Source organism: Streptomyces harbinensis, from assembly GCF_900116145.1.
In the GTDB taxonomy this organism is placed as follows: Bacteria; Actinomycetota; Actinomycetes; order Streptomycetales; family Streptomycetaceae; genus Streptomyces; species Streptomyces carpaticus.
In genome coordinates this window covers 300,879-322,066 of the sequence record NZ_FPAB01000007.1, presented here as the reverse complement: position 1 = coordinate 322,066, position 21,188 = coordinate 300,879, and the positions used below count along the sequence as shown (strand labels likewise).

Sequence of the window (21,188 nt, the reverse complement as noted above, 5' to 3'; positions counted from 1 at the left end):
GTGGAGTCGACGGCGACGACCCAGTCGAGGTCGCCTTCGGCGTCGGCCCGGGCGAGCAGGGCGGTGAAGACCTTCTCCCACGTGCCGTCGGCGGCCCACTTCCGCAGTCGGTTGTGGACGCCCTTCCACGACCCGAAGTGTTCGGGCAGGTCCATCCACGGCGTGCCGGTGCGGTACTTGAACGCGATCGCGTCGATCACCAGACGGTGATCACGCCACCGCCCTCCCCGCTTCGGAGTCCGATCCGGCAGCAACGGCTCGATCCTCGCCCACTGGGCATCAGTCAACGACACACCAGACCAACGATCCGGTGATCCGAAAGAAACGCCCTAGCCGGGCAGCGTACGGGCGGTGAGGTGCCGCCGCAGGTACCAGAACGTGCCGCAGGTGAGCACGGCCGCCAGCACGAACGGCGTGCGCAGCCCCGCCTCGCGCCCCACCCCGTGCTCCACCAGCGTCACCAGGGCCCCGCTCACCACCATCCCCACCGGGAGGCAGCCCCAGCCCAGCAGCCGGTAGACGCTGTTGACCCGGCCGAGCAGTGCGTCCGGGACGAGCGCCTGGCGCAGCGACACGGTGACCACATTCCACAGCACGGCCCCGAACCCGGCGACCGCCACCACCGCGCCCACCAGCAGGGCGCTGGAGGACACCGCGCCCACCGCGTACGCCCCCAGCTCGAGGACGAGCAGCAGCATCAGGGAGCGGACCCGGCCGATCCGGCGGGTGACGCGGTGGGCCAGCAGCCCGCCCAGCAGACCGCCGACGCCGGAGGCGGCGGTGAAGACCGCGAAGCCGAGCGAGCCGAGACCGAGGATCTCGCGGGCGTACAGCACCTGGATCGCCAGCACGGCCGCGCCGGCCGTGTTCAGCAGGGCGAGGGCGACCGCGAGCGGACGCAGCGGCGGGTGCGCCCACAGCCACCGCACACCCTCGGCGATCTCCGCACGCACCGGGCGGCGCGGCCCGGGCGCGGGCCCGGCGGCCCGGTACGTACCACGGAGGGTGAGCAGCAGGACGGCGGCGATCGCGGCGGCCCCGGCCCCGAAGGCGAACGGCAGCGCCAGCGACACCCCGAGCAGGACCCCGCCGAGCGGGCGGCCGACGAAGTCGTCGGTGACGATCTGGGTGCTCATCAGCCGGCCGTTGGCGAGGGCGAGGCCGTCCTTGCCGACGACCGCGGGCAGGATGACCTGCGCCGTGTTGTCGACCAGCACCTCGGCGAAGCCCAGGGCGAGGGCGCACAGATAGAGCACGGGCAGGGAGTGCGCGTCGGCGGCGACCAGCAGCCCGAGGAGGCAGATGACGAGCGCGCGGGCGGCGTTCATGGTGACCATGACCCGCCGCCGGTCGAGGCGGTCGGCGAGCACCCCGGCGGGGAGGGAGAACAGCAGCCACGGCAGCCGCAGGGCCACGCCCATGGCGGCGATGAGGAAGGCGTCGTCGGTGAGGGTGGTGGCCAGCCAGGGGAAGGCGACCATGGTGACGCCGTCCCCGAGGTTGGACGCCGTGGACGCCCCCCACAGCCGCGCGAAGCCACCGCGGGCGGCGCCCGGCGGTCCCTCTCCGGCGGCCGAGGGCGGCTCGTCGGCGGCGGCCGGGGCGCTGGTGCTCTCGCTCACCGGCACACCCTGACACCGGGGCGCGGGGCGCGCCAGGGTGCGGCCCGCCGCTACGGCGCCGGGGGCACCGGGCGGCCGTCGCGCCATACCGCGTGGACGAGGGGGACACCGGGGCGGTAGGCGAGGTGCACCGGGGAGGGGGCGTCGAGTACGGCGAGGTCGGCGCGGGCGCCCGGGGCGAGGTGGCCGATGTCGTCGCGGGCGAGGGCGGCGGCGCCGCCGGCCGTGGCGGACCACAGGGCCTCGTCGGGGGTCAGGCCCATCTCGCGGACGGCGACCGCGAGGCAGAAGGGCATGGAGGAGGTGTACGAGGAGCCGGGGTTGCAGTCGGTGGCCAGCGCGACGGTGACGCCGGCGGCCAGCAGCCGGCGGGCGTCCGGGTACGGGGAGCGGGTGGAGAACTCGCAGCCGGGGAGCAGGGTGGCGACGGTGCCGGCGTCGGCGAGCGCGGTGATGTCGGCGTCGGTGAGATGGGTGCAGTGGTCGGCGGAGACGGCGCCCGCCTCGACGGCGACCTGGACGCCGGGGCCCGGTCCGAGCTGGTTGGCGTGCACGCGCGGCAGCAGGCCCCTGGCCCGGCCGGCGGCCAGGATGGTCCGGGCGGCGTCCGCGCCGAACGCGCCGCGCTCGCAGAACACGTCGATCCAGCGGGCGTGCGGCGCGCAGGCGTCGAGCATCGGGCCGGTGACGAGGGCGACGTAGCCGTCCGGGTCGTCCGCGTACTCGGGGGCGGTGATGTGGGCACCGAGGTAGGTGGTCTCCGGGGTGTGCGCGCGGGCGACGCGCAGGGCGCGGGACTCGTCGGCGGTGGTGAGCCCGTACCCCGATTTGGTCTCGACGGTGGTGGTGCCCTGGCGGTGCATCTCGGCGAGGTGGGCGGTGAGGTTGGCGGCGAGCTGCGCGTCGGTGGCGCGGCGGGTGGCGGTGACGGTGGAGCGGATGCCGCCTGCGGTGTAGGGGCGGCCGGACATGCGGGCGGTGAACTCGGCGGTGCGGTCGCCGGCGAACAGCAGATGGGAGTGGGCGTCCACGAAGCCGGGGATGACGGCCCGGCCGCCCGCGTCGTGGTGACTGTCAGTGGCGGGTGTTTGACTGGTGGTACCGATCCAGGCGATGCGGTCGTCCTCGATGACGAGGGCCGCGTCGTGGAGTTGTCCGAGGGGGCCGTGGCCCAGGGAGGGGGTGTTGGTGATGAGCGTGCCGATGTGGGTGATTGCCGTGCTGGCCATCGTCGTCCCTCGGGGTGTCAGCGGGGGTGGTTCAGGGCGCGGATGCCGCGGGCGAGCGCGGCCGGCACGTCGTGGACCGTCTGGTGCACTCCGTCGCGCACGATGTGCCGGCCGCCGACCACGGTGTGCCGGACGTCGGCCGCGGTGGCGGAGTGGATCACCGCCTCGGTGGCCAGCGCGGGGGCGGGGCCCGCCGTGCGGACGGTGTCCAGCGCCACGGTGGTGAAGTCGGCGAGGGAGCCCGGTTCGAGACGGCCGGCGTCCGCCCAGCCGAGCGCGGCATGGCCCTCCTCGGAGGCGGTGCGCAGCAGTTGGGCGGCGGTCCAGTGGCCGCGGGCGCGGGTGCGCAGCCGTTCGTGCAGTTCCAGGGCGCGGGCCTCTTCGAGGATGTCGATGACGGCGTGGCTGTCGCTGCCCAGGCTCAGCGGGCTGCCGGCGCGCTCCAGGGCGGCGGCCGGGCCGATGCCGTCGGCGAGGTCGCGTTCGGTGGTGGGGCACACGCACACACCGGTGCCGGTGGCGCCGAGCAGGGTGATGTCGTCGTCGGTGAGATGGGTGGCGTGCACGGCGGTGGTGCCGGGGCCCAGGATGCCGTGGTCGGCCAGCAGCCGGGTGGGCGTGGTGCTGTGGGCGCGGTGGCAGGCCTCGTTCTCGGCGGGCTGTTCGGAGAGATGGAGGTGGAGCGGGGCGTTGCGCTCGCGGGCCCAGTCGGCGACGGTGCCCAGCGCGGTGGCGGGGACGGCGCGCACCGAGTGGATGGCGGCGCCGATCCGGGCGTGGCCGGTGGCGGTGAGCGCGGCGGCGCGGGCGGCCCAGGCGTCGGCGGTGCCGTCGCTGAAGCGGCGCTGCCGGGCGGTGGGCGGGGTGCCGAAGCCGGCGGAGAGGTAGCAGGTGTCGAGGAGGGTGATGCGGATGCCGGCGTCGGCCGCGGCGGCGATCAGGGCCTCGCCCATGGCGTTGGGCTGGTGGTACGGGGTGCCGTCGGGCTGGTGGTGCACATAGTGGAACTCGCCGACGCAGGTGATGCCGGCCAGCGCCATCTCGGCGTAGACGGCGCGGGCGAGTTCGTGGGCGGAGTCGGGGGTGAGCTGGGAGGCGACCAGGTACATGGCCTCGCGCCAGGTCCAGAAGGTGCCGCCGCCGATCTGGGCGGCGGAGCGCAGCGCGCGGTGGAAGAAGTGGCTGTGGGCGTTGGCGAGCCCGGGGACGGTGAGGCCGCCGAGCGGGACGGCGCCGATCGGGGGTTCGGGCACGCCGGTGCGCACCTCGGTGATCCGGCCGTCGGGTCCGGTGGCGATGACGACGCCGTCCTGGACGGTGCCGTTCAGCCAGGCGTGGGCGGCCCAGTAGCTCTGCGCGCTCAGCGACACACCAGTTCCTCCAGTACCTCGGCGAGGGCGGTGACGCCGGCCTCGCAGTCGTCCTCGGTGGCGTGCTCGGCGGGTGCGTGGGAGACCCCGGTGGGGTTGCGCACGTAGAGCATGGCGGTGGGCACGGCGGCGGACAGGATGCCGGCGTCGTGTCCCGCGCCGGTGGGCAGCAGCGGCGCGCCGCCGTGCCGTTCGGTGAGCAGGGCGGCCAGCCGGTCGCGCAGCGCGGTGTCGAACTCGACGAGGGCGGTGCGGGATTCCTCGGTGACGGTGACCGTCACCCCGTCCCGGCCGCCGCGTTCGCGGGCGGCCTGTTCGATGGCGGCCACCACGGTGTCCAGGGTGGGCCGGTCGGCGGCGCGGGCGTCCAGCCAGCCCCGCACCAGGGAGGGGATGGCGTTGACGCCGTTGGGTTCGACGGCGACCTTGCCGAAGGTGGCCAGCGCGCCCGCCAGCCGGGCCTTCTTGCGGGCGCCGAGCACGGTGGTGGCGTAGGTCAGCATCGGGTCGCGGCGGTCTTCCAGCCGGGTGGTGCCGGCGTGGTTGGCGGCGCCGTGGAAGTCGAACCGCCAGCGCCCGTGCGGCCAGATGGCGGAGGCGACGCCGACCGGGTGCGGGGTGTCGGCCAGGGCGCGGCCCTGTTCGATGTGGAGTTCGACGAAGGCGCCGATGCGGGCGAGGCGTTCGGGGTCGGGGCCGATGGCGTCCGGGTCCCGGCCGGCGCGTTCCATGGCCTGCGGCAGGCTGATGCCTTGCGCGTCGCGCAGGGTGCGGGCGCGTTCGGGGGTGAGGGTGCCGGTGGCGAGCCGGGAGCCGACGCAGGCGACGCCGAACCGGGCGCCTTCCTCGTCGGTGAAGTTGACGATGCCCAGCGGGCGCCCGCCGTCCGGCACCCGGTCCACGGCGGCGAACGCGGACACCACCCCGAGCGGCCCGTCGAAGGCGCCGCCGTCCGGTACGGAGTCCAGGTGCGAGCCGGTGACGACGGCGTCGCCGCGCTCCGGGTCGCCGCGCCAGGCCCACTGGTTGCCGTTGCGGTCCACCTCGTACCGCAGCCCGCGCGCCCTGGCCTGGTCCCGGAACCAGTCCCGGCACTCCCCGTCGGCGCCACCCCACGCGAACCGCCGGTACCCGCCGGACCCGGCGTCCCGCCCGATGGGCTCCAGGTCCCGCCACAACGAGAGAAATCCGTCCGCCACGGCTATCCGTCCTCCCCGTTCCGCCCCGACACCCTGGCCTCCGCCCCCGCCGCACGCCCGCCACCACCCGGCACGGCCCCCACCGCCCGCGCCCGGCCGGGCCGCGGCCCGGCCGCCGCCCCGCTCACGGGGCCTCCTCCCGCATCGGGACGCGGACGCCGCGCGCCGAGGCGACGTGTTCCGCCGTCTCGTAGCCGGCGTCCACGTGCCGGATGACGCCCATGCCCGGGTCGTTGGTCAGCACCCGCCGGATCTTCTCGCCCGCCAGCCGGGTGCCGTCCGCGACCGTGACCTGGCCCGCGTGCAGTGAGCGGCCCATGCCGACGCCGCCGCCGTGGTGCAGGGAGACCCAGGAGGCGCCGGAGGCGACGTTGACCATGGCGTTGAGCAGCGGCCAGTCGGCGATGGCGTCGGAGCCGTCCCGCATCGCCTCGGTCTCCCGGTAGGGCGAGGCGACCGAGCCGCAGTCCAGGTGGTCGCGGCCGATGACGACCGGAGCGGCCAGTTCCCCGGAGGCGACCATGTCGTTGAAGCGCTCCCCGGCCCGGTCGCGTTCGCCGTAGCCGAGCCAGCAGATGCGGGCGGGCAGGCCCTGGAAGCGGACGCGTTCGCCGGCCAGCCGGATCCAGCGGGCCAGCGACTCGTTCTCGGGGAAGAGGTCCAGCACGGCCCGGTCGGTGGCGGCGATGTCGCGCGGGTCGCCGCTGAGCGCGGCCCACCGGAAGGGGCCCTTGCCCTCGCAGAACAGCGGCCGGATGTAGGCGGGCACGAACCCAGGGAAGTCGAACGCCCGCTCGTACCCGGCCAGCCGGGCCTCGCCCCGGATCGAGTTGCCGTAGTCGAAGACCTCGGCCCCGGCGTCCTGGAAGCCGACCATCGCGGCCACGTGCCGGGCCATCGACTCCCGGGCCCGTGCGGTGAAGGCGGCCGGGTCGCGCCGCGCCTCCTCGGCCATGCCGTCGAACGCGGTCCCCAGCGGCAGATAGGCCAGCGGGTCGTGGGCGCTGGTCTGGTCGGTCACGATGTCGATCGGGGCGCCGAGCGCCAGCAGCCGGGGCACGGCCTCGGCCGCGTTGCCGAGTACGCCGATGGACAGCGGACGGCGCGCCGCCTTCGCCTCCTCCGCCTGCCGCAGCGCGTCCTCCAGGGAGTCGGCGCGGACATCCAGGTAGCCGTGCTCGATGCGCCGGGCGATGGCGCGCGGGTCGCAGTCGACGCAGATGACGACGCCGCCGTTCATGGTGACGGCCAGCGGCTGGGCGCCGCCCATGCCGCCCAGGCCCGCCGTCAGGGTGATGGTGCCTGCCAGGGTGCCGCCGAACCGTTTGGCGGCGACGGCGGCGAAGGTCTCGTAGGTGCCCTGGAGGATGCCCTGGGTGCCGATGTAGATCCAGGAGCCCGCGGTCATCTGCCCGTACATGGTCAGGCCCAGCTGCTCCAGGCGGCGGAACTCCTCCCAGGTGGCCCACTCCCCGACCAGGTTGGAGTTGGCCAGCAGCACCCGGGGCGCCCACTCGTGGGTGGTGAGGACGCCCACCGGCCGGCCGGACTGCACCAGCAGCGTCTCGTCGTCGTGCAGGGTGCGCAGGGTGCGGGTGAGGGCGTCGAAGGAGGGCCAGTCGCGGGCGGCCCGGCCGGTGCCGCCGTAGACGACCAGGTCGTCGGGGTGTTCGGCGACCTCGGGGTCGAGGTTGTTGTGCAGCATGCGCAGCGCGGCTTCCTGTTGCCACCCCCGGGCACTCAGCTCGCTGCCGCGCGGCGCGCGCACGGGTCGCGGTCCTGACATCGCCCCTGCCTCCCTGCTGAGGATCCATATTCAGCCACAACTGTCGCTGAATAATTTCAGTCATCCAGCGTTCTGCCCATCGACGCCCCGCTCATGCTTATGTGGCCGTATGCCTGACGTCCCGCCCGCGGCCGTCCCGGCCGCCGACCGCTCCCGGCGCCGCGACCTGGCCGTCGCCGCCGCCGTGGCCCACGACCTCCTCGACGACGAACACCCGCTGATCGGCCTCCTCGATCTCCAGGACCTGCGTGAGCGTGCTTCCGCCCTCCATGCTGCCTTCGATGAGGTCACCGCGCCCGGCCAGCACGTCCTGCACACCTTCGCCGTCAAGGCCGCCGCCCTCCCCGCCGTGCTGCGCCGCCTCGCCGCCCTCGGCATCGGCGCGGAGGTCGCCAGCCCCGGCGAGCTGGCCCTGGCCCACGCCGCCGGCCTCGACCCCGCGCGCATCGTGCTCGATTCCCCCGCCAAGACCCGCACCGAACTCCGCACGGCCCTGCGCCAGGGCATCGCCCTCAACGCCGACAACCCGCAGGAACTGGACCGCCTCACCGAACTCCTCGCCACCGGCACCGGCACCGAAGCCGGCCCCGGCGGCGCCCACGGCCCGATCGGCATCCGCGTCAACCCCCAGCTGGGCGGCGGCAGCATCGACGCGATGAGCACCGCCACCGCCACCTCCAAGTTCGGCGTCCCGCTCCGCGACGAGGGAGGACGCGCCTGGGTACTGCGCGCCTTCGCCGAACGGCCCTGGCTCACCCGGCTGCACTGCCACACCGGCTCCCAGGGCATCCCCCTGGAACGGATGGCCGCCGGCGTCCGCGCCACCTACGAACTCGCCGAGGAGATCAACACCGCCGCCGGCCGCCGGCAGATCGACACCCTCGACATCGGCGGCGGCCTCCCCGTCCACTTCGGCGGCGACGACACCACCCCCACCTTCGCCGACTACGCCCGCCTGCTGCGCCGCGAGGTGCCCGGCCTCTTCGGCGGCCGCTACGCCCTGGTCACCGAGTTCGGCCGGTCGCTGCTCGCCAAGTCCGGAATGATCCTCACCCGGGTGGAGTACACCAAAACGGCGGGCGGCCGGCCCATCGCCGTCACCCACGCGGGCGCCCAGGTCGCCACCCGCACCGTCTTCGCCCCCGACGCCTGGCCGATCCGGGTGGCCGCCTACGACGCCAAGGGCCGCCCCAAGACCGGCACCCCGGTACGGCAGGACGTGGCGGGACCGTGCTGCTTCGCCGGCGACCTGGTGGCCCGCGACCGCGCCCTGCCCCCGCTGGCCCCGGGCGACCTGGCCGCCCTGCTGGACACCGGCGCGTACTACTTCTCCACCCCGTTCGGCTACAACTCGCTCCCCCGCCCCGCCGTCCACGGCTACGAGCCGGGCCCGGACGGCCGCCTCGGCTTCACCGTGCTGCGCCGCGCCCAGACCCTGGCGGAGGTGGTCGCCGAAGCGGGCGGCGACCTGTGACCGCCGCCGGCCCCGCCGGTTCACTCCAGGAACAGCGCCCGCTCCGCCGCCCGGGCGTCGAACGCCTCCAGCCGGGCCGGCGCCTGAGGCAGCGCGTCGCACATCGCCTCCAGCAGCACCCGGCCCAGCAGCATCGGCGCGCACACCGTGTCGAAGGCGAGCAGGGTGCTCACCGGGGCCGGCAGCAGCAGATCGTCCGGATGCACCACCGGCGCGAACGGGCTGTCGGCCACCGTCACCACCCGCAGCCCCGCAGCCCGGGCCAGCTCCAGCGCCTGCGCCGTCTCCCGCGGATGGCGGGGCAGCGCGAAGCACAGCAGCGCACTCGCCCCGGCCGCCACCGCCGCGTCGATGCGGTCGGCCAGCATCGAGCCGCCCTCGTCCAGCAGCCGCACCTCGGGGTGGACCTTGGCCGCGAAGTACGCGAACCCGCGCGCCTGCGCCGCCGCCGCCCGCAGCCCCAGGACCGGCAGCGGCCGGGACGCGGCCAGCAGCCGCCCGGCGCGCGCCACCGGCGCGGGGTCGGCGAGGGTGTCCGCCAGCTGGCGCAGATTCGCGATCTCGGCGGCCACCGCCCGCTGGTACAGGTTCCCCCCGGCGTCCGCCCCGGTGCCGTCCCCGGCCCCGGCTCCGGTCCCCGCGCCGCCACCCGCCGGCTCGGGACGCTGCGGGCCGCGCAGCGCGCGCCGCAGCGCCGGATAGCCGTCGAAGCCCAGCGCCACCGCGAACCGCGTCACCGACGGCTGGCTCACCCCCGCCAGCCGCGCCAGCTCCACACTGGACAGATACGGCGCCTCCCCGGCCCGCTCCACCATGCAGTGCGCGATGCGCCGCTGAGCCGGAGTCAGCCGGTGCCCCGCGAACAGCTCCCGCAGCCGCGCGCCCGCGCTTACGCTCGCCTCACTCATCCGCCGCAGTCTATGCAGCGCGCCCGGAAGTGGGGCTAGCCCCACTGCCCGCCGTCCGGTGGCGCGCGTACGGTAGCGCCCATGAGCGACCCGGAGCTGGCCACCGATCTCGACGCGGCCGTGCAAACGCGCAAGGAACTCGGCGACGCCTACGAGTCGGAGCTGATCGTGTCCTTTCTGGAGAAGGTCGAGCAGCGCATCGACACGGCCGTCGACAAGCGGGTACGCCGCCAGGTCGCCGAGCAGCAGATGGTCGTCGCGCGCGGCGGCCGGCCCGAGGGCGCGCCGCGCATGGGCGCGGGGTACGAGGGGCCGGGCGCGGCGTTCGGGCTCGCCGCGGTCTCGCTCGTCCTGGCCATCCCGCTGTCGGCGATCGCCGCCGTGAATCTGGGCCTGCCCGGCCTGCTGGTGTGCTGGGGCGGCATCGTGGGTGTCAACGCCTGCTTCACCGTGGGGATGGCCCTGCGCCGCTCCGGCCCGGAGGCGCCGTGAGGCGGGGGACGAGGTTGGCGGGGACCGCCGCACCCCGGTGAGAACACCAGGGGCGGGACGACGGCGGTCCCCGCGGGGACACGGGCCGGGTCGGGGCCGCGCGTCCGGGCGACCAGGGAGGTCCGGGAGCCGCTCCGGAGGTCCTTGGTGCCGACACCCAGAACAATGCCGGAGCGGTGTTAACGACGCGTTGCCCGGCCGTGACACTTCGGAATCCGTTGCGGATATCCCGCGCGCCGTCGTGACATCTCCCGCCGGCGGTTACTTCTCCGGCCGCCGCTGTGCCGCGAGGAACGCCAGCAGGTCCTGCCGGCTGACCACCCCGGTCGGCTTCCCCTCCACCAGCACGACCGCCGCGTCCGCCGACTCCAGCACCGCCATCAGGTCCGCCACCGGCTCGCCCGAGCCGACGTGCGGCAGCGGCGCGCTCAGGTGCTTCTCCAGCGGGTCCTCCAGCGCCGCCCGCCCGGTGAACAGGGCGTCCAGCAGCTCCCGCTCCACCACCGAGCCGACGATCTCCGCCGCCATCACATCCGGGTGCCCGGCCCCCGGCTTGACCACCGGCATCTGCGACACGCCGTACTCGCGCAGCACGTCGATCGCCTCGCCGACCGTCTCCTCCGGGTGCATGTGCACCAGCGAGGGCAGCTCGCCGCCCTCCTTGCGGCCGAGGACGTCGCCGACCCGGGTCTGCGGCTCGCCGCCCTCCAGGAAGCCGTAGTCGGCCATCCACTCGTCGTTGAAGATCTTGCTCAGATAGCCGCGCCCGCTGTCCGGCAGCAGCACCACGACCACGTCGTCCGGGCCGAGCCCGCGCGCCGTCTCCAGCGCCGCGACCACCGCCATGCCGCAGGAGCCGCCCACCAGCAGCCCCTCCTCGCGGGCCAGCCGCCGCGTCATCCGGAAGGAGTCCTTGTCCGAGACCGGCACGATGGCGTCCGCCACCGTACGGTCGTACGCGGTCGGCCAGAAGTCCTCGCCCACCCCCTCGACCAGGTACGGACGCCCGGAGCCGCCGGAGTACACCGAGCCCTCCGGGTCGGCGCCGATCACCCGCACCCGGCCGCCGCTGACCTCCTTCAGATAGCGGCCGGTGCCGCTGATGGTGCCGCCGGTGCCGACGCCCGCCACGAAGTGGGTGATCTTCCCACCCGTCTGCTCCCACAGCTCTGGTCCGGTGCTCTCGTAGTGCGAGAGCGGGTTGTTGGGGTTGGAGTACTGGTCGGGCTTCCAGGCGCCGGGCGTCTCGCGCACCAGCCGGTCGGAGACGTTGTAGTACGAGTCGGGGTGCTCGGGGTCGACGGCGGTCGGGCAGACCACCACCTCCGCCCCGTACGCGCGCAGTACGTTGATCTTGTCGGTGGAGACCTTGTCCGGGCAGACGAAGATGCAGCGGTATCCCTTGCGCTGGGCGACGATCGCCAGCCCCACCCCCGTGTTGCCCGAGGTCGGCTCGACGATCACGCCGCCGGGGCGCAGTTCGCCGGACTCCTCGGCCGCCTCGATCATCCGCAGGGCGATCCGGTCCTTGACCGACCCGCCGGGATTGAAGTACTCGACCTTGGCCAGCACCGTGGCCCGGATGCCCTCCGTGACGCTGGTGAGCTTCAGCAGCGGGGTGTTGCCGACAAGGTCGATCATCGACTCGTGATACTGCACTGTGGTCTCCGCACATCTACGGGGCGGGTTCGTCCACCCACTGAGTGCACCCTATTGCCCCGCGCGTGGACGTGGACGCGCGTTGCGCGGCCCAGCACCCTGGGCAGACAACACACCAGAGACCCGGAAGACGACGGGACGGCCGGCGGGCCGTTACGGAACGGACGAGACGGGAGGCGTGGCGGCCCCATGTCCAGCAGAGAGCGTGTGGCGCGGCGGATCGCGACGGCGGCGGCGTACGGCGGCGGCGGTGTCGGCTTGCTGGGCGGTGCGGCGGTCGGTCTGGTACTGACGGAGGTGCAGCTGGCGCGGCGGCAGTTGCTGCGCAACGGCCGGGAGGACCCGCCGCCGCTGGCGGACGGCGTGTACGGCGCCGAGTACGCGGCGGGCGCGGGCGCCGGGCCGGCGGCGGTGCCGTGGCGGCTGGCGATGCTCGGCGACTCGACGGCGGCCGGGATGGGCGTGCACCGGGCGCCGCAGACGCCGGGCGCGCTGCTGGCCTCCGGTCTCGCGGCGGTCTCCGAGCGGCCGGTGGAGCTGCACAACGTGGCGCTGTCGGGGGCCAAGTCGGACGACCTGGAGCGGCAGGTGTCGATGCTGCTCACCGAGCCGGGGCGGGCCCCGGCGCCCGATGTGTGCGTGATCATGATCGGCGCCAACGACATCACCGGCCGGATGGCGCCGGCCGAGTCGGTGAAACATCTGTCCGACGCGGTGGCCCGGCTGCGGACGGCCGGCTGCCAGGTGATCGTCGGCACCTGCCCGGATCTGGGCTCGGTGGAGCCGGTGGCGCAGCCGCTGCGCTGGATCGCGCGGCGGCTGTGCCGTCAGCTGGCGGCGGCGCAGACGATCGCGGTGGTGGAGCTGGGCGGCCGGACGGTGTCGCTGGGGGATCTGCTGGGGCCGGAGTTCGCGGCCCGTCCCGGGGAGCTGTTCGGCCCAGACCGCTACCACCCCTCGGCGGCCGGGTATGTGACGGCGGCGATGGCGGTGCTGCCCACGCTGTGCGCGGCGCTGGGCGTGTGGCCGGAGGAGGAGCGGGTGGAGCCGCTGCGCAGGGAGGGCTATCTGCCGGTGGAGCGGGCGGCGACCCGGGCGGCGGCGGTCGGCGGTACGGAGGTGAGCGCGGCCGGGGAGGAGTCGGCGGAGCGGCGCTCGCCGTGGGCGCTGCTGAAGCGGCGGCGGCGCCGCCAGCTGCCCGCGCAGCCGGCGGAGCCGGACGGCGCGGACCGCGACGGTACGGAGGGGGACGGCCCGGACCGGAACGACCCGGAAAAGGAAGGAACGGATCGGAAAGCGCCGGAAACCGACAGCACCGGTCGGGTCGCGGACGCGGACCGCGAGGAGCGGCAGGAGTTGTCGCCGTAGGTCTGGACGCGGGCACATTACCTGCCGGTAGCTTATGAGGGCGTGTCCATCCGTGCCGATGGACCTCGACCCGGAGGGAATTCCATGCCAGAAGCAGTGATCGTCTCCGCCGCCCGCACCCCGATCGGGCGGGCCGTCAAAGGCTCGCTCAAGGATGTGCGGCCCGATGATCTGACCGCCGGGATCGTGCGCGCCGCACTCGACAAGGTGCCGGAACTCGACCCCGCCGACATCGACGACCTGCTGCTCGGCTGCGGCATGCCCGGCGGCGAACAGGGCCACAACCTGGCCCGCGTCGTCGCCGTCCAGCTCGGCCTCGACACCCTGCCGGGCGCCACCGTCACCCGCTACTGCTCCTCCTCGCTCCAGACCACGCGCATGGCGATGCACGCCATCAAGGCCGGCGAGGGCGATGTGTTCATCTCCGCCGGCGTCGAGACCGTCTCGCGCTTCGCGTACGGCAGCAGCGACGGCCAGCCCGGCACCCGCAACCCGCTGTTCGAGCCGGCCCAGGCCCGTTCCGCCGAGCGCGCCGAACACGGCGGGGTCGGCTGGCACGACCCGCGCGAGGACGGCGCGCTGCCCGACATCTACATCGCCATGGGCCAGACCGCCGAGAACCTCGCCCGGTACAAGGGCGTCACCAAGGAGGACATGGACGCCTTCGGCGTCCGCTCGCAGAACCTCGCCGAGAAGGCCATCGCCGACGGCTTCTGGCAGCGCGAGATCACCCCCGTGACGCTGCCGGACGGCACGGTCGTCAGCAAGGACGACGGCCCGCGCGCCGGCGTCACGCTGGAGGGCGTGCGCGGCCTGAAGCCCGCCTTCCGCCCCGACGGCCTGGTCACGGCGGGCAACTGCTGCCCGCTCAACGACGGCGCCGCGGCGCTGGTGATCATGTCCGACACCAAGGCGCGGGAACTCGGCGTGACCCCGCTGGCCCGGATCGTCTCCACCGGCCTGTCGGCGCTCTCCCCCGAGATCATGGGCTACGGCCCGGTGGAGGCGTCCAAGCAGGCGCTGGCCCGCGCCGGGCTGACCATCGACGACATCGACCTGGTGGAGATCAACGAGGCGTTCGCCGCCCAGGTCATCCCCTCCTACCGGGATCTGGGCATCGACATCGACCGGCTGAACGTCAATGGCGGCGCCATCGCCGTGGGTCACCCGTTCGGGATGACCGGCGCCCGCATCACCACCACGCTCATCAACTCGCTCCAGTGGCATGACAAGCAGTTCGGTCTGGAGACCATGTGCGTGGGCGGCGGCCAGGGCATGGCCATGGTGCTGGAGCGCCTTGACTGAGGTGATAGAAGAGAGGTTCCGCTTCCGCGATCCGCGCGCCCTCGCGCGCCGGGTCGCGGTGGCGATACCGAAGTGTGCCCGGGATGTGATGCACGCCGCCATCCCGGGCGAATCCGCAGGTCAGCGGAGCGAGCGGGGTGGGCCCAGGGACTGAGGTCCTGTCCGTTTCGTGACGTTTCACCCTGCCCGGCGTGGCCGCGTCCCGGAAACCTGAGATAGGAAGTCAGGGACCGAGAGCACTGGGAGACAGTCAGTGAGCGCCATATCCGTCATCCTGCTGGTGACCGCAGGCACCTCCGTGGCCCTGAGTGCGGCTGCCCTGCACACCATCCGTGGTCTGCGTACCGAGGTCACGAGTCTGCGCCGCGCGCAGCTCCCCGCCGCGCGCGGACCGGTACCGGCCGAGGAGATCCGCGCCGCCGTCGCGGACGCCCTGGCCGACGAACGGGAGCGGGAACTGGCGGAGGCGCGGGCCTTCTGGGCCGAGCAGGACGCCCGCGAGAGCGAGGGCCCCGGGGCGCTGCTCGCCGGGCGCGGCCTGGAGTACGAGGTGGCGGAGGCCGACGAGGACCTGCTGGACGCGCTCCTGGAGCGGTACCTGCTCAGCGACTCGGGGCAGGAGAGCGGCGACGGCACCGTGTTCGTCCCCCGGCAGCAGGACCTGTGCAGCGCGGCCGAGCAGCAGCGGCAGCCGGCCACCGAGCGCGAGGCGGCCGGCGAGGAGGGCGAGTCGGCGGAGCTGGCCGCCGCCCGCCGCCGTCACCCCTCCCACCCCGGCTACACACTGGCCGGCGAGCCCGTCGAGGGCGGCACGCGGCCCGGCATCGAGGAGCAGCAGCGCCGCACCACCGACCAGCTGAGCCAGCTGGCCGAGTCCCGCACCCCGCTGGCGGACGTCCGCCCCGGGCCGCTGGGCACCCTGGACGTGTACCTCTTCGAGGACGGCACCACGCTGTGCCTGTCCCCCAGCCAGCAGGAGACGGCGGAACGGCTGGCCGCGGCCGTACGGGACGGCGAGGCGCCGGTCCTGATGGGCGGCTCGGGCGTCTCCGGCGCCTACGCCCTGACCTTCGCCTGCGGGCAGGACAGCGTCTACCTCCTGGCCGACCGCATCGTCTCCACCTGAGCCCCGCCCCGCCCCTCCCCCGGGCGGACGACACCGGGCTGCGGCACCGCCGGGCCCGGTGTTGGCTTGAGGCATGGACATGCTCACCGACCCCGCCGTACGCGCCTTCGTGGCGGCCGTGAACGCGGGCGACCGCGAGGCGTTCCGCGGCGTACTCACCGAGGACGCGACGATGTCCGACGACGGCTCGGAACGCGACCTCGCCCAGTGGACCGACCGCGAGATCTTCGACGCCGGCGGGCACATGGACATCGAGTCGGAATCGGAGGACGGACGCGCCCTGATCGTCCGGTTCCGCAACGACACCTGGGGCGAGATGCGGACGTCCTGGCGCTTCGAGGTGGCGGACAACGGCCGGGTGTCCCGCTTCGAGACCGGCCAGGTCTGAGGGGGAGCGACGGGCGGGGGCGCCCGGGCACGCGGTCCGGGCGGGCACGGGCGGGGCCCGCCGCCACGGTACGCACCCGCCGCGCCCCGGATGTGACGCACGCCACGGCGCGGGCGGTCACACACCCCGGTCGCCCGGTGTCAGTGAGGTGTCAGCACCCACCACCTCCGCACACCGGGAGACACCATGGACGCCCGCCTGAATCTCTTCGGCAGCACGGTCGGGGCCAAGGCCCTGCGCCACCTCAACGCGGCCGGGCAGGCCCTCACCGACTCCGGGCTGCCGCCCACCACCCAGGAACTGGTGAAGATCCGCGCCAGCCAGCTCAACGGCTGCGGCTTCTGCCTCGACATGCACACCAAGGAGGCGTCCGCCGCCGGCGAGAGCGCGCTGCGGCTGAACCTGGTGGCCGCGTGGCGGGAGGCGACGGTCTTCACCGAGGCCGAGCGCGCCGCCCTGGAACTGACCGAGCAGGGCACCCGGCTCGCGGACGCGGCCGGCGGCGTCACCGACGCCGCCTGGGCGGAGGCGGCCCGGCACTACGACGAGGAGCAGTTGGCCGCCCTGGTGTCCCTGATCGCCGTCATCAACGCCTACAACCGGCTGAACGTCCTGGTACGGCAGCCCGCCGGCGACTACACCCCGGGCCAGTTCGGCTGACGGGAGCGCTCGCTAGAGTCGGGGCCGTGCACGAGAGCGACGAGCGGCTGACGGCCCTGGAAGAAGCGGTCGAGGAACGGGCCGACCGGCTGCGGGGGCTGGCGGAGAGCCGGCTGAGACAGGGGGCCGCAGCCGAGGGCCTGGCCCTGGCCCGGGAGCTGGCCCGCCGGGCGCAGCTCATCGAGCGGCCCGGGGCCGAGCCGCTGACCATGCCGGACGCCGGCCTGTTCGCGGTCGGCGACCAGGTGGCCGTCGCGGGCCACGACCTGGTGCGGGCCCTGCGCGACCACCCCGACCCGGCTGCCGTGGCCGCCGCACTGACCCTGCTGCGGCCCGCCGGCTGACCGGCCCGACAGGCGGCGGCACGTGACGGAGGGCCCCACAGGACACGCGTCCCGTGGGGCCCTCCGTCGTGAAGCCGTTACCCGGCGCCCGCTCAGTCGCCCTGGAGGATGGCGATCAGCCGCAGGAACTCCAGGTAGATCCACACCAGGGTCATGGTCAGACCGAACGCGGCCAGCCAGGACTCCTTCTCGGGGGCACCGTAGGCGATGCCGTCCTCGACCATCTTGAAGTCGAGCGCCAGGAAGCAGGCGCCGAGCACGATGCCGACGACACCGAACAGGATGCCGAAGCCACCGGAGCGCAGACCCAGACCGTCACCGCCGCCGATCAGGGCGACGATCAGGTTGACCGCCATGAGCAGCGTGAAGCCGATCGCGGCGGCCATCACGAACTTGGTGAAGCGTGCGTTCACCCGGATGATGCGCTGCTTGTACATGAACAGCACACCGGCGAAGACCGCCATCGTGCCGAGCACGGCCTGCATCGCGGCGCCGGGCGCCCACTGGTTGATGTAGTTGCTGATGACACCGAGGAACAGACCCTCGGCCACCGCGTACGACAGGATCAGCGCGGGCGAGGCCTCGCGCTTGAAGGACTGCCACAGGCCGAGCCCCATGCCGACGAGGGCGAAGAGGATACCGGCGCCGATGGGCAGGTCGGTGATCCAGGCAACGGCCGCCGCGACGATGACCGTGCCGAGAGTCAGGGCGGTACGCGAGACGACCGAGTCGATCGTCATCACACCCGGACGGGTGGCGCCCGGCGCCATCACACTGCCGTCGGGGCCCACCTGGGGCTGCGCATAGGGGTTGCCTGGCTGCGCGTAGGGGTTGCTCGGGCTGCCCGCGTACGGAGTCCCGGTCTGCGGCTGCGGTCCGGCGTTGAAGCCGGCGTAGCCGCCGTCCCGACTGAACCCCCGACGCGTGAAGACCGGGTTGCTGCTCCTCATCTCACTCCTCCATGGCCGCACGGCACGGCCTTGCGTATCAGGGTAATGCGTTCGCAAAGACCGCACGCTAGTGCACCCGTCATAACGCTGGAAAGGGGCGAGAAGGTTCCCACCGGGGCCGCGTGCCGCACTCTGTGTCCCGATTGTCACCCGGCCAGGCCGATGCGGGCCTGAGAGCCCGTCAGCGCGGCCACCCGGGGGATGGTGGCGAAGGCGGTGCGCATCCGCTCGTACAGCTCCTCACGACCGGGGCCCGCGCCGTCCTCGTACGCGGCCGACCACTGTCTCAGCGCCCAGCGCCAGGCGGACAGCATCAGCTCGAACGTCAGTCTCAGGAGGAGTTCCCGGTCGCGGTCGCCCCGGGCGAGCCGGCCCACCACGCGGTCGGTGACCTGGGCGCAGTGCTCCAGGCTGGACGCCACCAGCGCGGGGGTGCGGTCGCACAGGGCGCGGCTGACCACGAAACGCCGCTCCCAGCCCTCGGCCATGCCGGCCACGGCGGTGAACAGGATCTCCTGGAAGTCGGCCAGGGCGAGCCCGTCGGCCGGCCGGCTCTCGATGTCGGCGGTGTAGGCGGCCCACAGTTCGCGCTCGGGGGCGAGGGCGACGTCCTCCTTGGACGTGAAGTTGCGGAAGAAGGTCCGCTGCGAGACCTCGACCGAGTCGACCAGCTCGTCGAGCGTCGTCTCGGCGAACCCCTGTTCGCTGAACAGCCGCAGGGCCTCTTCCACCAGGGCACGCCGGGTCCGGAGTTTCTTGCGCTCGCGCAGCGTCAGGCCGGTCTCGGTCACGGGGCAAGTGTACTCGGTGAGGACACGTCATATGCTGGCAACCCGCAGATGCCAGCGACCGGCATTTCTGCGCCGACGACGAGGGAGACCACCGTGCACGCCTGGACCATCGACCCCGACGCCCCTTCCCGGCTCACCCTGAACGACGTCCCCGACCCCGAGCCGGCACCGCACCAGGCGCTCATCGAGGTCACCGCCTACTCCCTCAACCACGGCGAGGTGCTGCACGGCCTGCGCCACGGCGCCCCCGGCACCGTCCCCGGCTGGGACGCGGCCGGAACGGTGGTACGCCCCGCCGCCGACGGCTCGGGCCCGGCCGCCGGAACCCCCGTGGTGAGCCTCGCCCCGGACGGCGCCTGGGCCCGGCTGCGCGCCGTGGACACCGCGCTGCTCGGCACCGTCCCCGCCGACGCCGACCCGGGCGCCATCAGCACGCTCCCGGTGGCGGCGGGCTCCGCGCTGCGCGGCCTGCGCAGGCTCGGGCCGGTTCTCGGCCGCCGGGTCCTGGTGACGGGCGCGGGCGGCGGGGTCGGCCGGTTCACCGTGCAGCTGGCGCGCCGGGCGGGCGCCCATGTCGTCGCCACCACCACCGACCCGGGCAAGGAGGCGCTGCTGCGCTCGCTGGGCGCGGACGAGGTGGTGTACGGCGCGGCGGGCATCCGCGACCGGCTGGACGCGCCCGTCCACGGCGTCATCGACACGGTGGGCGGCGACCACCTGGTGGCGGCGTTCGGCGCGCTGGGCCGGCACGGGACGCTGGTGGCGATGGGCCACACCGGCAACGCGGACGCCGTCCTCCCGTACGAGGCGCTCCTCGGCCCGCTGGGCACCGGCCGGTCGATCGAGACCTTCTACCTGCTGGACGACCACGACGGGCTGGCCGACGACCTGACCTGGCTGGCCGCTCTCACGGCACGCGGCGCGCTGGACACCCAGATCGGCCGGCGCGACCCCTGGTCCCGCACCCCCGAGGCCGCCGCCGCCCTCGCGGCGGGCGAGGTGCCGGGGAAGGCGGTCCTGGACGTGCGCTGAGCGCCGCGCCCGCCCGGCGCAGGGGACTGGCGCGCGGGCGCGCGGGTATCTCTGCGGGTATCCCTGGGGAACACGGGGCGTGAGCTGAGGCGCGGGGGGCGTGATGGCGGGGATACCGGGCCGGAACCGGGCGGTGGCGGCGGCAGCCGGAACGGTGGCCGCCGCGCTCGTGGTGGTGACCCTGCTGACCGGCCCGGACACCGCCGACCGCGCCGTCCACCTGGCGGGCGCGCTGGCCGGGATCGTGACCGCGCTGGTCGCGCTGACCGCCGGTGGCACCGCCGGGAAGGACGGGGACGGCGAGGCGGACGGGGACGGTGCGGCGGGCGAGGGCTGACCCCCGCCCGCCGCCGCTCACCGCACCGTGCCCGCACCCGGCCGCACCGCGAACGCCCGCCGGATCAGCGGTCGTGCGACGCCGCCGCACCGTCCTCGTCGTGCAGCGCCGCACGCAGGGCGTCCACCGCCAGATGCCGGGCGACGTTCGCGGCCTTCGTGTCGCGGACGCTGTCCAGCAGCAGGAAGTCGTGCACCATTCCGGCGACCCGGACGGCGGTGACGTCCACGCCCGCCTCCCGCAGCTTGTTCGCGTACTTCTCGCCCTCATCCCGCAGCACGTCCGCCTCATCGGTGATGAGCAGCGTCTTCGGCATGCCCTTCAACCGGTCGACGTCGGCCCGCAGCGGCGCGGCGAACACCTCGGTGCGCTGGGACGGTTCGGAGTACTGGTCCCAGAACCACTTCATGCCGTCCCGCGTGAGGTAGTAGCCCTCCGCGAACTGGATGTAGGAAGGGGTGTCGAAGTCCGCGTCGGTCACGGGGTAGAGGAGCACCTGCGCCGAGATGTCCAGGCCGCCGCGCTCCTTGTTCATGAGCGCGAAGACCGTCGCCATGCAGCCGCCGACCGACTCCCCGGTCACCGCGACCCGGCTGACGTCCAGACCGTGCTCGTCGCCGTGCTCGGCCAGCCACCGGCCCACCGCGTAGTTCTGCTCCACCTGCGTCGGGTACTTCGCCTCCGGCGCGCGGTCGTACACGGGGAACACGCCCGCCGCCCCGGCGCCGACCGTCAGCTCGCGGAACAGGCGGTCGTGCGTCTTGTCGTCGCCGAACACCCAGCCGGCGCCGTGGATGTAGAAGACGACGGGCAGCGGTCCCGTGACGCCCCGGGGCCTGATGATCCGGGTGCGGACCTGCCCCCACTCACCGGCGTCCACGGTCACCCACTCCTCGTCCACCTCGGGCCGGGGCACGTCCTCGCCGCTCTGGAGTCCGAGCAGGATCTCGCGCCCGCGCTCCGGCGGGACCTCGTAGATGCGCGGATGCGGATCGGTCGCCTCGGCCAGCTCCCGGGCGGCGGGTTCCAGGTACGGGGTGACGGGCGGGGGGATGACGGCGGTCATGATGCCTTCCTTTGCGTACGAGGGAACAGCGGCTGCCCGCGTGCGGGCTGTCGACCCCCCGAGTGCGCAGGTCCGCGCGCGG

The 21,188-nt window shown here is 74.2% G+C and carries 21 protein-coding genes; 10 read left to right on the top strand and 11 right to left on the bottom strand.

Features of this window, described 5'->3' with window-relative positions:
* From BM385_RS20765 to hutU, 6 genes are all read right to left on the bottom strand, one after another.
* Positions 1 to 293: transposase (locus tag BM385_RS20765; RefSeq protein WP_139275215.1), on the bottom strand; the 293-nt coding region annotated here is incomplete at its 3' end.
* A 36-nt stretch (positions 294 to 329) separates the two neighbouring features.
* Positions 330 to 1,622: an MFS transporter gene (locus tag BM385_RS20760; RefSeq protein ID WP_175543055.1), complete on the bottom strand. Its 1,293-nt coding sequence runs from the start codon at positions 1,620 to 1,622 to the stop codon at positions 330 to 332.
* A gap of 50 nt (positions 1,623 to 1,672) precedes the next feature.
* Positions 1,673 to 2,851, bottom strand: a complete 1,179-nt coding sequence (hutI, locus tag BM385_RS20755; RefSeq protein ID WP_093843974.1) for an imidazolonepropionase — start codon at positions 2,849 to 2,851, stop codon at positions 1,673 to 1,675.
* Positions 2,852 to 2,868: 17 nt separating this feature from the next.
* The gene (locus BM385_RS20750; protein WP_175543054.1) at positions 2,869 to 4,221 is read right to left on the bottom strand and encodes a formimidoylglutamate deiminase; all 1,353 of its coding nucleotides are present in this window, start codon (positions 4,219 to 4,221) and stop codon (positions 2,869 to 2,871) included.
* Positions 4,212 to 5,399, bottom strand: a complete 1,188-nt coding sequence (locus BM385_RS20745) for an allantoate amidohydrolase (RefSeq protein ID WP_019435343.1) — start codon at positions 5,397 to 5,399, stop codon at positions 4,212 to 4,214. Before BM385_RS20745 ends, BM385_RS20750 begins: the two co-directional genes overlap by 10 nt.
* Positions 5,400 to 5,544: 145 nt before the next feature.
* Complete coding sequence (gene hutU, locus BM385_RS20740; protein ID WP_093843973.1) at positions 5,545 to 7,206, bottom strand: urocanate hydratase; 1,662 nt, start codon at positions 7,204 to 7,206, stop codon at positions 5,545 to 5,547.
* A gap of 109 nt (positions 7,207 to 7,315) precedes the next feature.
* Here hutU and BM385_RS20735 point away from each other — a divergent pair, with 109 nt between their 5' ends.
* Positions 7,316 to 8,680 carry a type III PLP-dependent enzyme domain-containing protein gene (locus BM385_RS20735; protein ID WP_093843972.1) on the top strand — a complete coding sequence of 455 codons (1,365 nt, stop codon included), beginning with the start codon at positions 7,316 to 7,318 and terminating at the stop codon, positions 8,678 to 8,680.
* 20 nt (positions 8,681 to 8,700) lie between these two features.
* Here the strand turns inward: BM385_RS20735 and BM385_RS20730 are convergent, their stop codons facing one another.
* Positions 8,701 to 9,588 carry a MurR/RpiR family transcriptional regulator gene (locus BM385_RS20730; protein ID WP_093843971.1) on the bottom strand — a complete coding sequence of 296 codons (888 nt, stop codon included), beginning with the start codon at positions 9,586 to 9,588 and terminating at the stop codon, positions 8,701 to 8,703.
* A gap of 81 nt (positions 9,589 to 9,669) precedes the next feature.
* On the opposite strand from BM385_RS20730, the gene BM385_RS20725 reads away from it, so the two are divergent.
* Positions 9,670 to 10,080, top strand: coding sequence for a hypothetical protein (locus tag BM385_RS20725; protein ID WP_093843970.1), 411 nt, complete (start codon positions 9,670 to 9,672; stop codon positions 10,078 to 10,080).
* A gap of 261 nt (positions 10,081 to 10,341) precedes the next feature.
* Here BM385_RS20725 and BM385_RS20720 read toward each other — a convergent pair whose 3' ends face one another.
* On the bottom strand, positions 10,342 to 11,739 hold the full coding sequence (locus BM385_RS20720) for a cystathionine beta-synthase (protein ID WP_019435338.1): 1,398 nt from the start codon (positions 11,737 to 11,739) through the stop codon (positions 10,342 to 10,344).
* Positions 11,740 to 11,946: 207 nt separating this feature from the next.
* Here BM385_RS20720 and BM385_RS20715 point away from each other — a divergent pair, with 207 nt between their 5' ends.
* The 6 genes from BM385_RS20715 to BM385_RS20690 all read left to right on the top strand — a co-directional run bounded on the left by BM385_RS20715 (position 11,947) and on the right by BM385_RS20690 (position 16,930).
* The gene (locus BM385_RS20715) at positions 11,947 to 13,107 is read left to right on the top strand and encodes an SGNH/GDSL hydrolase family protein (RefSeq protein ID WP_093843969.1); all 1,161 of its coding nucleotides are present in this window, start codon (positions 11,947 to 11,949) and stop codon (positions 13,105 to 13,107) included.
* A gap of 84 nt (positions 13,108 to 13,191) precedes the next feature.
* Positions 13,192 to 14,412 carry an acetyl-CoA C-acetyltransferase gene (locus BM385_RS20710; RefSeq protein ID WP_026047708.1) on the top strand — a complete coding sequence of 407 codons (1,221 nt, stop codon included), beginning with the start codon at positions 13,192 to 13,194 and terminating at the stop codon, positions 14,410 to 14,412.
* A gap of 253 nt (positions 14,413 to 14,665) precedes the next feature.
* Positions 14,666 to 15,538 (top strand): hypothetical protein, encoded by an 873-nt coding sequence (locus tag BM385_RS20705; protein ID WP_019435335.1) that lies wholly within the window; start codon positions 14,666 to 14,668, stop codon positions 15,536 to 15,538.
* A 73-nt stretch (positions 15,539 to 15,611) separates the two neighbouring features.
* Positions 15,612 to 15,926, top strand: coding sequence for a nuclear transport factor 2 family protein (locus BM385_RS20700; protein WP_019435334.1), 315 nt, complete (start codon positions 15,612 to 15,614; stop codon positions 15,924 to 15,926).
* Between the two features lie 186 nt (positions 15,927 to 16,112).
* Positions 16,113 to 16,586, top strand: a complete 474-nt coding sequence (locus BM385_RS20695) for a carboxymuconolactone decarboxylase family protein (protein ID WP_093843968.1) — start codon at positions 16,113 to 16,115, stop codon at positions 16,584 to 16,586.
* A 26-nt stretch (positions 16,587 to 16,612) separates the two neighbouring features.
* Positions 16,613 to 16,930: a hypothetical protein gene (locus BM385_RS20690; protein WP_019435332.1), complete on the top strand. Its 318-nt coding sequence runs from the start codon at positions 16,613 to 16,615 to the stop codon at positions 16,928 to 16,930.
* Positions 16,931 to 17,022: 92 nt separating this feature from the next.
* Here BM385_RS20690 and BM385_RS20685 read toward each other — a convergent pair whose 3' ends face one another.
* A complete protein-coding gene (locus BM385_RS20685) occupies positions 17,023 to 17,880 on the bottom strand; it encodes a Bax inhibitor-1/YccA family protein (RefSeq protein WP_093843967.1) in 858 nt (285 codons plus the stop codon).
* A gap of 146 nt (positions 17,881 to 18,026) precedes the next feature.
* Complete coding sequence (locus BM385_RS20680) at positions 18,027 to 18,671, bottom strand: TetR/AcrR family transcriptional regulator (protein WP_093843966.1); 645 nt, start codon at positions 18,669 to 18,671, stop codon at positions 18,027 to 18,029.
* 93 nt (positions 18,672 to 18,764) lie between these two features.
* On the opposite strand from BM385_RS20680, the gene BM385_RS20675 reads away from it, so the two are divergent.
* Positions 18,765 to 19,703 carry a zinc-binding dehydrogenase gene (locus BM385_RS20675; RefSeq protein WP_093843965.1) on the top strand — a complete coding sequence of 313 codons (939 nt, stop codon included), beginning with the start codon at positions 18,765 to 18,767 and terminating at the stop codon, positions 19,701 to 19,703.
* A gap of 103 nt (positions 19,704 to 19,806) precedes the next feature.
* Entirely contained in the window at positions 19,807 to 20,040 is a 234-nt protein-coding gene (locus tag BM385_RS20670; protein WP_093843964.1) for a hypothetical protein, read from the top strand.
* Positions 20,041 to 20,104: 64 nt separating this feature from the next.
* Here BM385_RS20670 and BM385_RS20665 read toward each other — a convergent pair whose 3' ends face one another.
* Positions 20,105 to 21,106, bottom strand: a complete 1,002-nt coding sequence (locus BM385_RS20665) for an alpha/beta hydrolase (protein ID WP_093843963.1) — start codon at positions 21,104 to 21,106, stop codon at positions 20,105 to 20,107.
* Positions 21,107 to 21,188: the final 82 nt, after the last annotated feature.